General features: G+C 55.3%; 15 protein-coding genes and 2 pseudogenes. 11 read left to right on the top strand and 6 right to left on the bottom strand.

Annotated elements, in window-relative coordinates; all coding sequences use genetic code 11:
- Positions 1-64: 64 nt before the first annotated feature.
- The 4 genes from N2M06_RS07540 (at position 65) to N2M06_RS07555 (ending at position 2,388) form a co-directional block, all read left to right on the top strand.
- A complete protein-coding gene (locus N2M06_RS07540; protein ID WP_346352109.1) occupies positions 65-316 on the top strand; it encodes a TIGR03643 family protein in 252 nt (83 codons plus the stop codon).
- Positions 317-362: 46 nt separating this feature from the next.
- Positions 363-1,412, top strand: a complete 1,050-nt coding sequence (locus N2M06_RS07545) for a biotin/lipoate A/B protein ligase family protein (protein WP_346352110.1) — start codon at positions 363-365, stop codon at positions 1,410-1,412.
- 145 nt (positions 1,413-1,557) lie between these two features.
- Positions 1,558-1,896 (top strand): zinc ribbon domain-containing protein YjdM, encoded by a 339-nt coding sequence (locus tag N2M06_RS07550; protein ID WP_346352111.1) that lies wholly within the window; start codon positions 1,558-1,560, stop codon positions 1,894-1,896.
- 33 nt (positions 1,897-1,929) lie between these two features.
- Positions 1,930-2,388, top strand: coding sequence for a DUF523 domain-containing protein (locus N2M06_RS07555; RefSeq protein WP_346352112.1), 459 nt, complete (start codon positions 1,930-1,932; stop codon positions 2,386-2,388).
- 19 nt (positions 2,389-2,407) lie between these two features.
- Here the strand turns inward: N2M06_RS07555 and N2M06_RS07560 are convergent, their stop codons facing one another.
- Complete coding sequence (locus N2M06_RS07560) at positions 2,408-2,635, bottom strand: hypothetical protein (RefSeq protein ID WP_317074315.1); 228 nt, start codon at positions 2,633-2,635, stop codon at positions 2,408-2,410.
- 487 nt (positions 2,636-3,122) lie between these two features.
- Between N2M06_RS07560 and N2M06_RS07565 the strand changes: the two genes are divergently transcribed.
- Together N2M06_RS07565 and N2M06_RS07570 are read left to right on the top strand one after the other, a co-directional pair.
- Positions 3,123-4,181, top strand: a complete 1,059-nt coding sequence (locus N2M06_RS07565; RefSeq protein ID WP_346352113.1) for a linear amide C-N hydrolase — start codon at positions 3,123-3,125, stop codon at positions 4,179-4,181.
- A 169-nt stretch (positions 4,182-4,350) separates the two neighbouring features.
- Entirely contained in the window at positions 4,351-6,285 is a 1,935-nt protein-coding gene (locus tag N2M06_RS07570) for a methyl-accepting chemotaxis protein (RefSeq protein ID WP_346352114.1), read from the top strand.
- On the opposite strand, the gene N2M06_RS07575 is transcribed toward N2M06_RS07570, so the two are convergent.
- Positions 6,270-6,950, bottom strand: a complete 681-nt coding sequence (locus tag N2M06_RS07575) for an ATP-binding protein (protein WP_346352115.1) — start codon at positions 6,948-6,950, stop codon at positions 6,270-6,272. The two genes, N2M06_RS07570 and N2M06_RS07575, sit on opposite strands and share 16 nt — an antisense overlap.
- 140 nt (positions 6,951-7,090) lie before the next feature.
- Here N2M06_RS07575 and N2M06_RS07580 point away from each other — a divergent pair, with 140 nt between their 5' ends.
- Both N2M06_RS07580 and N2M06_RS07585 read left to right on the top strand, forming a co-directional pair.
- Positions 7,091-7,450: a hypothetical protein gene (locus N2M06_RS07580; RefSeq protein ID WP_346352116.1), complete on the top strand. Its 360-nt coding sequence runs from the start codon at positions 7,091-7,093 to the stop codon at positions 7,448-7,450.
- Positions 7,447-7,620: a DUF1289 domain-containing protein gene (locus N2M06_RS07585; RefSeq protein WP_317074319.1), complete on the top strand. Its 174-nt coding sequence runs from the start codon at positions 7,447-7,449 to the stop codon at positions 7,618-7,620. The genes N2M06_RS07580 and N2M06_RS07585 overlap by 4 nt, the downstream gene beginning before the upstream one ends.
- 44 nt (positions 7,621-7,664) lie before the next feature.
- Here N2M06_RS07585 and N2M06_RS07590 read toward each other — a convergent pair whose 3' ends face one another.
- A complete protein-coding gene (locus N2M06_RS07590) occupies positions 7,665-8,213 on the bottom strand; it encodes an OmpA family protein (protein WP_346352117.1) in 549 nt (182 codons plus the stop codon).
- 252 nt (positions 8,214-8,465) lie between these two features.
- Between N2M06_RS07590 and N2M06_RS07595 the strand changes: the two genes are divergently transcribed.
- On the top strand, positions 8,466-9,584 hold the full coding sequence (locus tag N2M06_RS07595) for a mechanosensitive ion channel family protein (RefSeq protein WP_346352118.1): 1,119 nt from the start codon (positions 8,466-8,468) through the stop codon (positions 9,582-9,584).
- 3 nt (positions 9,585-9,587) lie between these two features.
- Positions 9,588-9,710: pseudogene (locus tag N2M06_RS07600) on the top strand (lipocalin); the annotation flags it as partial.
- A gap of 27 nt (positions 9,711-9,737) precedes the next feature.
- Here N2M06_RS07600 and N2M06_RS07605 read toward each other — a convergent pair.
- Complete coding sequence (locus N2M06_RS07605) at positions 9,738-10,883, bottom strand: RNA-guided endonuclease TnpB family protein (RefSeq protein WP_346352119.1); 1,146 nt, start codon at positions 10,881-10,883, stop codon at positions 9,738-9,740.
- 127 nt (positions 10,884-11,010) lie between these two features.
- Between N2M06_RS07605 and N2M06_RS07610 the strand changes: the two are divergent.
- A pseudogene (locus tag N2M06_RS07610) lies at positions 11,011-11,406 on the top strand (lipocalin family protein); the annotation flags it as partial.
- Positions 11,407-11,487: 81 nt separating this feature from the next.
- On the opposite strand, the gene N2M06_RS07615 reads toward N2M06_RS07610, so the two are convergent.
- Both N2M06_RS07615 and N2M06_RS07620 read right to left on the bottom strand, forming a co-directional pair.
- A complete protein-coding gene (locus N2M06_RS07615; RefSeq protein ID WP_346352120.1) occupies positions 11,488-12,039 on the bottom strand; it encodes a histidine phosphatase family protein in 552 nt (183 codons plus the stop codon).
- Between the two features lie 94 nt (positions 12,040-12,133).
- On the bottom strand, positions 12,134-12,712 hold the full coding sequence (locus N2M06_RS07620; protein WP_346352121.1) for an ABC-type transport auxiliary lipoprotein family protein: 579 nt from the start codon (positions 12,710-12,712) through the stop codon (positions 12,134-12,136).
- Positions 12,713-12,721: the final 9 nt, after the last annotated feature.

Here is a 12,721-nt window from a genome sequence, read left to right on the forward strand (position 1 = left end):
CCGAAATACAAAGACCGTTCACTGGGTCTGAGCAATCACGTATTTCACCTTTTTAAGTGTTGTTATGGCATTAACCCAAGAAGACGAATCCAGAATCATTGAAATGGCCTGGGAAGACCGCACTCCCTTTGAGGCCATTGAGTTGCAGTTTGGTCTTAAGGAGGCGGAGGTGATTCGGTTTATGCGCCGGCAGCTAAAGCCTGGCAGTTTCAGGGTGTGGCGTGCGCGGGTGTCGGGGCGTGCCACCAAGCATCTCAAACTGCGCAGCCCGGATGTGAGCCGGGGCTATTGCCCCACGCAATACAAGCACCGTTAATGCACAGAGTTTTGTTACACTGATTTTTTATCTGAAGGGTGGTGTCATGCACGGAGAATTCAAGGTGCCGGGCGGCAAACTGGTGGTGGCCGACGTTGAGGTTGAGCAGGATTGCCTTGCGCACGTGAGCATTTCCGGTGATTTTTTTCTGGAGCCGGAGTCGGCGCTGGACTGCATTAACCAGGCACTTACCGGCATGCCGGTGACTGCCAGCCACCAGACGCTTGCGGCCGCCATCAAGGCGGCACTGAATGATGATGTAATGATGTTCGGCTTTTCTGCCGAGGCGGTAGCCACGGCGGTGCGCCGGGCGCTGGGCAAAGCCAGCAGCTGGCTGGATCATGAGTTTGAGGTTATTGCCCCGGTCAGCCTGCCGGCGGCGGAGCATGTGGCACTAGATGAAGTGCTGGCTCATTCCGTGGGCACCGGCCTGCGCAAACCTACGCTGCGCTTTTGGGACTGGAGCGATTCGGTGGTGGTGATCGGCTCGTTTCAGTCGGTAAAGAACGAGGTGGATATGGACGCCGCCGCCGAGCACGGGGTGCAGGTGGTGCGCCGTGTTACCGGGGGCGGGGCCATGTTTATGGAGCCTGGCAACTGCATTACTTATTCGCTTACCGTGCCCACGTCACTGGTGGATGGGGTTAACATTGAGCAGTCTTATCAACAGCTGGATGCCTGGGTGCTGGGCGCGCTGAACAAGGTGGGCATCAGCGCCCGTTATGTGCCGCTGAATGATATTGCTTCCGACAAGGGCAAGATTGGCGGGGCAGCGCAAAAGCGCTTTGCCAATGGCGTGCTGGTGCACCATGCCACTCTGGCCTACGACATAGACGCCAGCAAAATGCTGCAGGTGCTGCGCACCGGTCGTGAGAAACTGTCAGACAAGGGCATTACCAGCGCCAACAAGCGGGTGGATCCCATGCGCAGCCAGACTGGGCTGGAGCGTCTGGCCATTATTGAAGCCTTTATCAGTCATTTTGCCGAGCTGTATCAGACTCAGGCCGGCAGTTATTTGCCGCAGGAGCTGGAAGCAGCCAAAGCTCTGGTGTCGAGTAAATTTCTCACTGAAGAGTGGTTATATAAGGTGAGCTGAACGGCTAAGTGTATAAATCTTGCTCGAAGTGGTGTGATTATTGCTGCCAAATAACGCGAACGTCGGGCAAGTTTAAACCCACTCGAAAAGTCGGGAAATAACGGGTAGAATAGCCGGCAAAATCACGTTAAAGAAGAAGCGAATTATGTCTTTACCTCCTTGCCCCCAGTGCAATTCCGAATATGTTTATCAGGATCAGGCGCAGCTGATCTGCCCCGAGTGTGGTCATGAGTGGAACCCGGCGGAAGTGGCTGCCGAAGATGCGCCCATTACTGCCAAGGATGCCAACGGCACTTTGCTGCAGGAAGGGGATCGCATTACCGTGGCCAAGGATCTGAAAGTGAAGGGCAGCTCCATGGTGATTAAAATTGGCACCAAGGCGTTAATCCGCCGCATTGTGGATGCCAAGGATCACGAGCTGGACTGCAAGGTAGACGGCGCGGGCGAGATGATGGTCACCGCCGCCTTTGTGAAAAAAGCCTGATGCATGAGGCCGCCGTAACAGGCGGCTTTTTTTATGGAAAATATTCTTGTCAGCGCCTGCTTGATGGGCACGCCGGTACGCTATAACGGCAAAAGCCTGGGGCTGCAGCCGCAGGATCTGGACTGGCTTCAACAGCACTTTTGCATTAAAACCTTGTGCCCGGAAGTGGCCGGCGGTTTGCCGGTGCCCAGAGCGCCGGCAGAGTTAGCCGCCCATGCCCGGGTAATGGATAACACCGGGGTTGATTGCACAGACGCCTTTGTGCGTGGTGCCGAACACACGCTGGCGTTTTGCCGGGCGCACCATATTCGCTTTGCCATTCTGGCTGAAGCCAGCCCCTCTTGTGGCAGCAGCGTGATTTATGACGGCCGTTTTTCCGGCACCAAAATAGCGGGGCAGGGCGTTACCACGGCGCTGTTACGCCGGCATGGCATTCAGGTGTTCAGTCAGCATAATGTGGCCGAGCTCAAACAATGTCTGCGTTCACCTTAACCAGGCATTTGTTGTGCAGTTAAAAACGGTAACTCAGGCCAATGGCAGGGCCGCCCAGCCTGGCGTTGTAAATATAGTCATCATGGTGGTAGTCCACGTCGATCACCTTATAGCCTGCAAGCACGGATAACTGCGACGGCAACTGATAGCGGACTGCCGCCAGTAACGACCAGGTGCTGTCGGCCTTGCCGGCATGTCCGCCAATATCCCCCTGCACCAGTAAAGAAAGCTGCTCGCTGGCTCGCACCTGAACGCGGGCAGCAACAATGGGAGCCGCCCAGCAGGGTTGCCGACCATTGCTGGCTGTCGAGGCGGGCAGAAGTGCTGGCTCCTGCCGGAATGGTCACGCTGAAGCCCGGTAATTGCATGGCGGGCAATGGTCCCACGGCTTCCCTGTTACTGGTGTCGGTAAACATGGCATCACCAAAAAATACCAACCGGTTGTGACGCACCCAAAGGTTGATAAAGCCGCCAGCATTAAGATTGTCGATGATGTCGGAAAATGATTGTTGCGTGCTCAGCTCAGGTGCCCGGCGAAACGGAGAAAGATTGGCATTCAGCCCGGCAGCCCAGAGATAGGGAGTGAGTTGCCAGTGGGTTTCATCCGTTGGCCCGGCAACAGCCGCTGCGCTAATGCCATGGCTGCAGCAGAGTGAAACGGCGGTCAGTAATTAACATTAAAGTAGTGTAACAACGGATAATGTTTCCCGGGTAAAAATTAAACGGAGTTAATCATGTCTTTAAAAGCCCGCAAAATCTTTGCTGTGAGTGCCGCCATTTTGTTACCCGTGCTGGCAGGCAGTGTTCAAGCCTGCACGCGTTTTGTGTATCACGGTGCCGATGATCAGGTTATTACGGCACGCTCCATGGACTGGAAAACCGATGTTGGCACTAATTTATGGGTGTTTCCGCGAGGCATGCCTCGCAGTGGTGAAGCCGGCCCTGATTCTCTGACCTGGACCTCCAAATATGGCAGTGTGATTGCCAGTGGCTATGATATTGCCACCACAGACGGCATGAACGAAGCCGGCCTGGTCGCCAATGTGCTGTGGCTGGTGGAGTCTGAATATCCTGAGCGGGATAACAGCAAGCCTGGTTTGTCGTTAGCGGCCTGGGCGCAGTATGTGCTGGATAACTTTGCCAGTGTAGAGGAAGCGGTAGCGGTGTTGCAGCAGGAGCCGTTTACCCTGATCACCGATTTTGTGCCCGGAGAAAACCGCCTGGCCACGCTGCATTTGTCTATTTCCGATGCCAGCGGAGACAGCGCCATCATTGAATATATTGATGGCAGGCAGGTTATTCACCATGACAAGCGTTATCAGGTAATGACCAATTCACCCGCTTATGATCAGCAGCTGGCGCTGTCTTCCTACTGGCAGGAAGTGGGGGGAACCGTGATGCTGCCGGGTACCAACCGCGCCGCCGACAGGTTTGCCCGCGCGGCCTTTTATGTGAACGCCATTCCTAAAACAGCGGATGCCAAAAAAACCATTGCCAGCGTATTCAGTGTGATTAATAACGTCTCTGTGCCTTATGGCATCAGCACGCCGGATCAGCCCAATATTTCATCCACCCGCTGGAAAACCGTGTCGGATCAAAAACGCAAACTCTACTTTTTTGAATCGGCTCTGACTCCCAATGTGTTTTGGCTCGATCTTAACCGGCTGGATTTTTCTGCCGACGCCGGCAAGGTACTTAAGCTTGATTTAGGCGCTGAGCAACAGAATATTTATTCAGGCATGGCTAATGATCAGCTTAAGGAAGCCAAGCCCTTTACCTTTCTGGGGGTATAAGCTTAACCCGGTTCGGCGGCGGCCGGACCGGATGAATTTTGTTCTTGCCCGCCTTAATTGATTCCTTTAGCATGCCGCTCCTGACCAACCGGTCAGTATTTGCCCTACAGTTTTATGCTCATACTGCCGATAAGACTAAAGTCTAAGCACTACACCGCCTGGAGCCGGCATGCACAAGTTCAAGTTAACCACCATTCTTATTGCTTTTGTTACGCTGTCTTTGGCAGTACTGACGCTGGTGTCTACCGTTATTAACGTGGAGCGGTTTTCCGGGCTGTATTACGGCAAAACCGAAAGCGAATATCTGCCCAACAGTGTGGGCAAGGTGGCTGAGCAGGTGCGCGCCGAGCTGCTGCCGACCATTTTGCTGTCTGATAATCTGGCTGCCAACGGCCTGGTGCACGACTGGATGCGTGAGGGTGAAAGTGCTTCTCCCATGCATGGCAGTGTGCTGAGCTTTTTCAGGGAGCAGCAGCAGTATACCGGCGCTTCTACCCTGTTTTGGGTTTCAGGCGAAACCAGCACCTATTACACCGATGCGGGCGTGTTCAAGCAGATTTCTCAGTCCGATCCGCTCGATAACTGGTATTACACCTTTATTAACAGCAACCAGCAGCGGGCGCTGAACCTGGATCCGGACGAGCGCACCGGCAAACTGACGCTGTTTGTAAACTCTGTGGTAGAAATTGACGGCAAGCGTGTGGGTGCCGCCGGCATGGGTCAGGACGTATCGGCAGTGGTTGATCTTATCTCGGGTTATCGCCTGGGTGAAAACGGCTATCTGTTTCTGGTGGATGGCAATGGCGTGATTAACGCTCACCCCAAATCGGAGCTGGTGGGCAAGCAGGTAAGCGCCCTGGCCGGGTTTGAGCCGGTGAAGCAGCTGCTTGGCGGCAGTGAAGCCGGTTTTGAGTTTCAGCAAACCGGCTTTAACGGAGAGGATGTGTACCTTGCCACTCAGGCCATTGAGGCAACTGGCCTCAAGCTGGTGGCGGTGCTGCCGGCGGCGGAGATAAGTGGTGCCATTAACGGGGCCATTTCTTCTTCCGTGCTGGTGAGTGTGCTGCTGGCGGCGGTATTTGTGGTGATTACGGTGCTGTTTGCCCGGGAGCTGGGCAAGGCCATTCGTCGTGTGGGTGACGATTTGCTGAATATGTCCGGCAACGGCGGCGACTTGACCACCCGGCTGGATGACAGTCACGACAATGAGCTGGGGCACCTGGCTCATGGCTTTAATGCCATTATCGGTAAAATTCGTGAGCTGGTGGCAGAAATCAAGGCCACCGAAACCGCCATGAAAAGTGGTATTGAGCAGCTGGCCGACCTGGCTGACGACACCTTCAGGGCCACCGACGTACAGCGCGGTCAAACCGAACAAGTGGCCACCGCCATTACTGAAATGGGCCAAACGGTCACGGAAGTATCCGGCATTGCCCAGCGCACTGCCACCGACACCGAAGCTGCCGTGGGTGAAGCCAGCAGCACCAATGCGAACATGGCGCTCACCACCCAGACCATGGCCCAGCTCAACCGGGTGATGACCGACATTGAAGCCACCATTAACGACTTTGCAGATCAGGCTGATGCCATTAACTCTGTGGTGGAAGTGATTAACGCCATTTCCGAGCAGACCAATCTGCTGGCGCTGAATGCCGCCATTGAAGCGGCCCGCGCCGGTGAACAGGGCCGGGGCTTTGCCGTGGTGGCCGATGAGGTGCGCAGTCTGGCGCAGCGCACCCAAGCCTCCACCCAGGAAATTTCCGAGCAAATTGGCCGGCTGCAGCAAACGGCGCGTCAGTCTACGGCAGCCATTCGAGAAGGCACCGAAAGCAGCCAGCGAGTGGCAGAAAGCACCGAGCAGTCGGCCCGGGCGCTGGCCAGCATTCAGCAGCGCTTTGAGGCCATCAGCTCCGGCAGTCATCAGGTGGCAGCCGCCACGGAAGAGCAGGGCGCGGTGGCCGAGCATATTAACCAGTCGGCTCATGTTATTTCCGACAGTGCTTCCGGCATCCATCATAATGCCGAGCAGCAACTGGCAGCCATTGGTGAGCTGCAGCAGCGGGCCGAGCACCTGCGTGCTCTGGTGAGTCAGTTTAAGGTGTAACGCGCCGGCAAAAAATCGGCAAAAACAAAGCCGTCCCGCTCTACTATGTCTCCCGGTGTAATGGCAACCGGTGTTTTAAACATGGGGCCGTCAAACACAAAGGTGTGAAACTCGCCGTTTTCGCCACTGAGATCGGTGCCTTCTGGCAGCTGGGCCAGCAGCTCAGCCGTTAGCTCACGGCCGGCAAACTCTCTTGGCACCTTGTTCGGATCCAGGCAGGTGATCACGGCGCGCATGCCGTGTTGAATCATGTTGTGGGGCAGGCTGCCGGTGGGGCTATGCCAGATGGGAAACACCGCCTCAATACCGCTGTTGGCCAGCCGGTCTTCCCGGTATTGGCGCACGTCTTCCAGCAATAAATCGCCAAAGCCAAAGGCGCTAATATGCTGTGCTTTGGCCCGGGCAACAAAATTACCCATCAGCTGCTGATAATCTTCATTGCTGCAGGGCCAGGGCAGGGGAATGATCTCCAGTGGCAGGCCCATGGCATCGGCCTGTTGTTGCAGAAGAGTGGTGCGCACACCGTGCATGGCTACCCGCTCAAATGCCTGATTAACGGTGGTAAAGAGTCCGGCTACTTCATAGTCTGCGTTTTGCTGCAGCTGATGCAGGGCCCAGGCGCTGTCCTTTCCGCTGCTCCAGGACATCAGCAGTTTTTGTTTCATGGCGTTTTGTGTTGTGGGTGGAGCCGATGCACCATACTGTAATCAATTATAAGGAGATGAGCATGTCTGCCATGCACAGATCTTGTTTTTCAGGCGGCCATGGGCATCATAGGCATTTTTAACTCGCCGGTGATTTGATAATGAAACCAATAAAATATATGGCCTGTGCAGCCCTGCTGGTTCTGCTGTCCGGCTGTGACCATGGCTATGAAGGGGTGTATGAAACTCGTGCCGACTCCTCCAACGAGATGATGTCGCAGCTGATGAGTGACTTTTCCGGCCTGGTGAGCAGTGAGCAAATCGTGATTGGTAAAGACTATATGGAGCATAATGGTGAGCGCACGTATTTTGATGACATTCTGGTGCGTGAGTCGGCGGGCAAGCAATATCTGGTGTTTGTAAAAGACGGTCAGGAAGAGGTCTGGACCATCGTTAACGAGACTACCTTGATGAAGGGCAATGGGCTGGTGAATGTGGTGATGGAGCGGGTGGCGGAATGAGTGCGGTAGCCAGCCCCTGCATTGGTTACTGCAAGCTGAATGACGACAGAGTGTGCGCCGGTTGCTTTCGTCATGTGGATGAGATTGCCGGCTGGCAAGAAAAGCCTGACACTGAGAAACAGACCATTATTGAGCGCTGTGCCGAGCGCAAACAAGGGTTTACACAATAAAAAAGCAGCCCGGAAAGGGCTGCTTTGCTTTGATAGCTGTGTGCTTAGAAGTTAAGACCCATACCAATGGTGTAGGCCCAGGCACCGTCGTCAAAGTTGTTTTCGGCGCTGTCGCCATCATCAAACAGGAACTGGTATTCAGCGCGGGCCTGTACGAAGGTGGAAGGCAGCACATAATACTTGAGACCGACTTCCAGACCGGCAATGCCGGTATCATTGACGCCGTCACCATAAATACCACCCAGAGACGCACCCACAAACGGGCGGGCAGCACCCTGACCAAAGTGGTAGTCGGCAAACACGCTGGTGCTGCCGTTCCAGACATCATCACCATTTTCTACACTGGCGTAGTTAACGGACTGACGCAGACCCACCAGGGTTCTGTCGGACAGATACCAGCCGTAATCACCAATGACACCGGCGCTGCCGTTATCGAAATCCTTGCTGCTTTTACCGGTACCGGAGAGAGAGAACTCACGGTCACCTTCGCTTGGGCCAATGGAATGGCCGCCGTGCATGTTGGCCATGGCCAGAGCAGGCAGAAGCGTGGCACCAATTACTACGGCCAGGGGAGCTTTTTTCAGCATTTTCATTATCACACCTCGGATTAATCACTGTTTTCAATCAAGCACTTGCTGCTGTCGATCCTTGTTATTTAATCCTTGCCACATGCTGCAGCCAGCAAACCTGCAGCCACTTCAGTGTAGAAGCTGTAATAAAAATTTGTCGGTTTTTTGATATTCAGTCTGACAAAACTCGTCGGTGGCGATTCGTTTGACACAGCTTTTGGCCCTGGCTGCTATATTTTTTGACAGGCGTTTATTGCCTTTCCTGAGGGTAACTACATGAATGAACAGGACATAGCACTGCTGTGGCAACAGTTTGAAAAGAGCCTGCATGAAACCGGAGAAGCCCTGGGACTGGAAGGGCTGAACTGGCAGGAGCTGCTTATCTATGGTGTTGGCCAGCTGCTGGTAACCCTGATGATAGTGCTGCTGTTTGGCATTCTGTATATGCTGGGCTGCACTGTGCTGCGCTGGGTGCTGGGGCGACTTGGCCATGGTGAGGCACCGTTTCGTACCGGTATTGTGTTGTTGCGCTATTTGCTGGGGCTGGCCATGCTGGTGGCGGTGCTGGCGCAGTTTGGTGCCGAGCAGGGCGTGTTAAAGGACACTGCCCGTGCCGGCCTGATGGCACTGTCGTTTTATCTGGTGTGGGCGCTGCTGTCGCGTGGCCTGATTAATCGCCTGTCGCGCCGCCATCTCGACTCTTCGCTGGTGCAGCTGTGTAAAAACACCCTGTCGGTCACGTTAATGGCGATGGGGGCCATTACCGTGATGGCCCAGTTCGGCTTTGATGTGCTGTCTATTATTGCCGGTCTGGGCATAGTGGGGATTGCGGTGGGCTTTGCGGCGCAGTCTACGCTGTCTAACTTTATTGCCGGCATTATGCTGCTGATTGAGCGGCCTTTTCGTATTGGCGACTGGGTCTGCATTCATGGTCAGGAGGGCAGGGTAGTGCGCATTGCCTTCAGAACCACCTGGCTGCGCACCCGGGATAATGTATTTACCATGATCCCCAACGACAGCGTGGCCACGTCCGATATTGTGAACTTCAGTGCCGAGGGGGCAACCCGCATTCGCATTCCGCTCAGGGTGGGGCTGAATGAGCCTATAGCACGGGTGCGCAGCGTGATTATGCCCATTTTACAGGCACACCCCAGAGCCATTAATAACGAACGGTTATCCCCTCGTGTGCAAATGCGTGAACTGGCAGATTCAGCCCAGATTTTGAGTGCCCAGGTGTGGGTAAGCGCTCAGGATGTGGAAGTGAAAGGGCGCATTTCCTGCGAGTTGCTGGAGTCCATTCGTGTGGCGCTGGCCGAGGCAGGCATTGATATTCCGGTGCCACATCTGCAACTTCAACAGGCCAGAACCAATACCAACCAACACCAAGAGGAATAAAGGATGCGCAAGGGGTTATTTGCATTGCTGTTATTGCTGACGGCTTGTGCCGGCAAACCGGATGGCATTACGCCGGTATCGGGCTTTGAACTGAACCGCTATCTGGGCACCTGGTTTGACTGCTCCCCTCCCTAAAGGAAGGGGATTCCCAATTCACCGAGAACCGGACACGGAGACTGGCCCCATGCCGCTTACATTCTCTCCAAGGGCTAACACCGCCAGCCCGACGGCTTTAATGTTGGTCGCGGCGTTGATGTCGCGGTCATGGTGTGCGCCACATTCGGGGCAGTCCCATTTCCTGACCGACAACGGCAGCGACGACAAGGTATGCCCGCAACCCGAGCAGCGTTTGGAGCTGGGGAACCATTGGTCAATGGCGACCAGTGAGCGCCCGGCCCATTCCGCCTTGTACGCCAACTGGCGCACGAACTCGCCCCATCCTGCATCAGCAATGGCCTTGCTGAGTGTCGGGTTGCGGATCATGTTTTTCACTGTCAGGGATTCAACGCAGACTACTTGGTTCTCGTTAATCAATCTGCGGGACAGCTTGTGCAAGTTGTCCTGTCGGCAATCGGAGATTTTAGCGTGAAGTTTCGCCACCTTCTGGCGGGCCTTGGCACGGTTGGCCGAGCCGAGCTTTTTCTTGCTCAGCCGGCGCTGTGCCTTGGCCAGCCTGGCGGCGTATTCCGCGGTATGGCGGGGATTGCCGACCCGTTCACCCTGGTCGGTGATAAACAGATCTGTCAGGCCCAGATCAATGCCGGTCATGTTGGGGGTAACCGGCAGTGTGCCGGGCGCGAACTCACACAGGCAGCTCACAAAGTAACGGCCTGCCGAGTCCTTGGAAACGGTTACGGTACTGGGCTCGCCGGACAGTTCACGGCTCCAGCGAATATTCAGCGGGGTTTTGCTCTTGGCCAGGTACAGCTTGCCGTTCCGGTATTTGAAGGCCGAGCGGGTGAACTCCGCCGACTGGCGGTGCCGCTTGTGCTTAAATACTGGGTACTTGGCACGGCCTTCAAAGAAATTCTTGAAGGCGGTTTGCTGGTGGCGTAGGCATTGCTGCAAGGGCACACTCGACACCTCAGACAGAAACGCCAGCTCAGGATCTTTCTTGAGTTCGGTCAGCCGGGCGTTAGCGCCAACGTAGCCGATTTTTTCCTGACGCAGCTCAAAAGCATCAGTACGCCAGCGCAGTATCGCGTTGTAGACAAAACGCACACAACCGAAGGTCTGGGCCAACAGCTCAGTCTGCTCGGGTGTCGGGTAAAACCGATATTTATAAGCGCGTTTCGTCATGCGCTTAGTTTAGCAAACCACTGTATAAATAGCCAGTTTAAAAGGAGAGTCGGGAACAGGGGCGGCTGACGCCGCCGCGCTATCCCTCCCCGCCCTGAAAGGACGGGGTTTCCCGCGCAAAATTGATGAAGTTGCCCGGCTGGATCATGGTTTTGAGCGGGGGCTTGAACAGGTAACGGCCCATTACAGCCTGCGTGATGATGGGGGAGTAAAGGTTATTAACCGCGGCTTTGATGCCGGCAATAACGAATGGAAAGAAGCCGAGGGCAAGGCCTATTTTGTGGGCAGCCCTGATACCGCACACCTTAAGGTGTCTTTCTTTGGGCCATTTTATGGTGCTTATGTGGTGTTTGCGCTGGATGACGACTATCAGCATGCGCTGGTGTCGGGCCCGAGCCGGGATTATTTATGGTTGCTGGCGCGCACGCCCGAGCTTGATGCTGGTGTGCAACAAGCCTTGTTGGAAAAAGCCAGCAAGGCAGGCTTTGATACCGACAAGCTGATTTTTGTATCCCATCAATAGTGTGTTATGCCAACATGCATAAGTGATAAGTAAATATCACCCTATCACACAGCAGTGGGTTAATAAGTTGCTGCACGCGGTTCAGGGGCGAATGCTGGCCAGTACGTTGGGGCGATCATCAAGGGGGAAGGCCAGGATCAGTGCTTCACCGGCAGCAGGAAAGCGACTGGTCAGTGCCGAAATATTTACCTGATGGCTGATCATCACAATGGGCAAGCCGGGCTCCAGCCCGGTAATAAACTGTTTGAGTTGCTCGGTTTGCGCCGAACGACGTTCGCGGGTCAGGAAAAATGAGTTCAGCGCAGGAGCGGGCTCAACCTCTCCCACGTTCAGTAATCTGGCGGTTTCAAGTGCACGGCAAAACTGGCTGCTGTATACCCTTGCCTCGGTAATGCCGTGCCGGCGCAGCCGCTCTCCCCAGTCTCCGGCTTCCCGTTTGCCTTGCTCATCAAGATTACGCTGAGTGCTGCAGTCGTTCAGAATGACGGCGGTGGCCACGCCGTTCCCGGGGGCATGGGTGTGACGCATCAGTAACATGGCGTTGCCATCCTTCAGGGCCTGCCAGGCACTGGCATCGTCCGCGTTAACAGCAAGTGGCAACAGCAGCAGTAACAGTAATATTTTCAGAAACATTCCGTATCCTCTTTGCCGGTGGCCACATAACGGCCATTGTGCTTGCGATTACAAAAATGACCGGAATTTCCGGGGTTGCTTCTCAGCGGCTGTATCAGCCCGGAATTTCATTCAGCGTGGACGCCAGCTCGTCTGCCAGCTGCTCCCAGCCCGCCGCCAGTGCCCGTACCAGCTCGGGATAGCCGTCTGCCCGGAGCGGAGACTCAATGCTGAAGGCGCGCTGTTTCAGCAGGTTTTTTTCTTGATCAAGGATCTGCCAGTGGCCACGGATCAGGGCTACACCGTCATAGTGCCCTTGAAAGCGATCCAGCCTCAGCCTTACTTCACGCACAGGCAAGGCATGCTGCGGCTGACCGCGCTGAATAATCTGAGACTCGGGCAGCGCAGACTGAAGCCGGTGGATCAGCAACTGGCGCAATTGAGCGGGCAGGGGCTCTGCCCACAAATGATTGCGTGCCTGGTGAACTTCAATGCTGCTGATCTGCATAACAACGCCGTCACTGTCGAGAAAGGCAGCAGTATCAAGCGGGGCAACCATCACCGACAGTCTGGCTGAATACTGCTCGGCGGCCGGGCTTTCCGGCAGCAGGTAGTCGGCCTGGTCGGCGCTGTTATCGGAGCCTGCACAGCCAGCCAGGGTGAGTGCCAGCAGTGCCGGGGCTAGATGTTTCATGTGTTTTTT

It is taken from the genome of Oceanimonas sp. AH20CE76 (assembly GCF_039654065.1).
In the GTDB taxonomy this organism is placed as follows: Bacteria; Pseudomonadota; Gammaproteobacteria; order Enterobacterales; family Aeromonadaceae; genus Oceanimonas; species Oceanimonas smirnovii.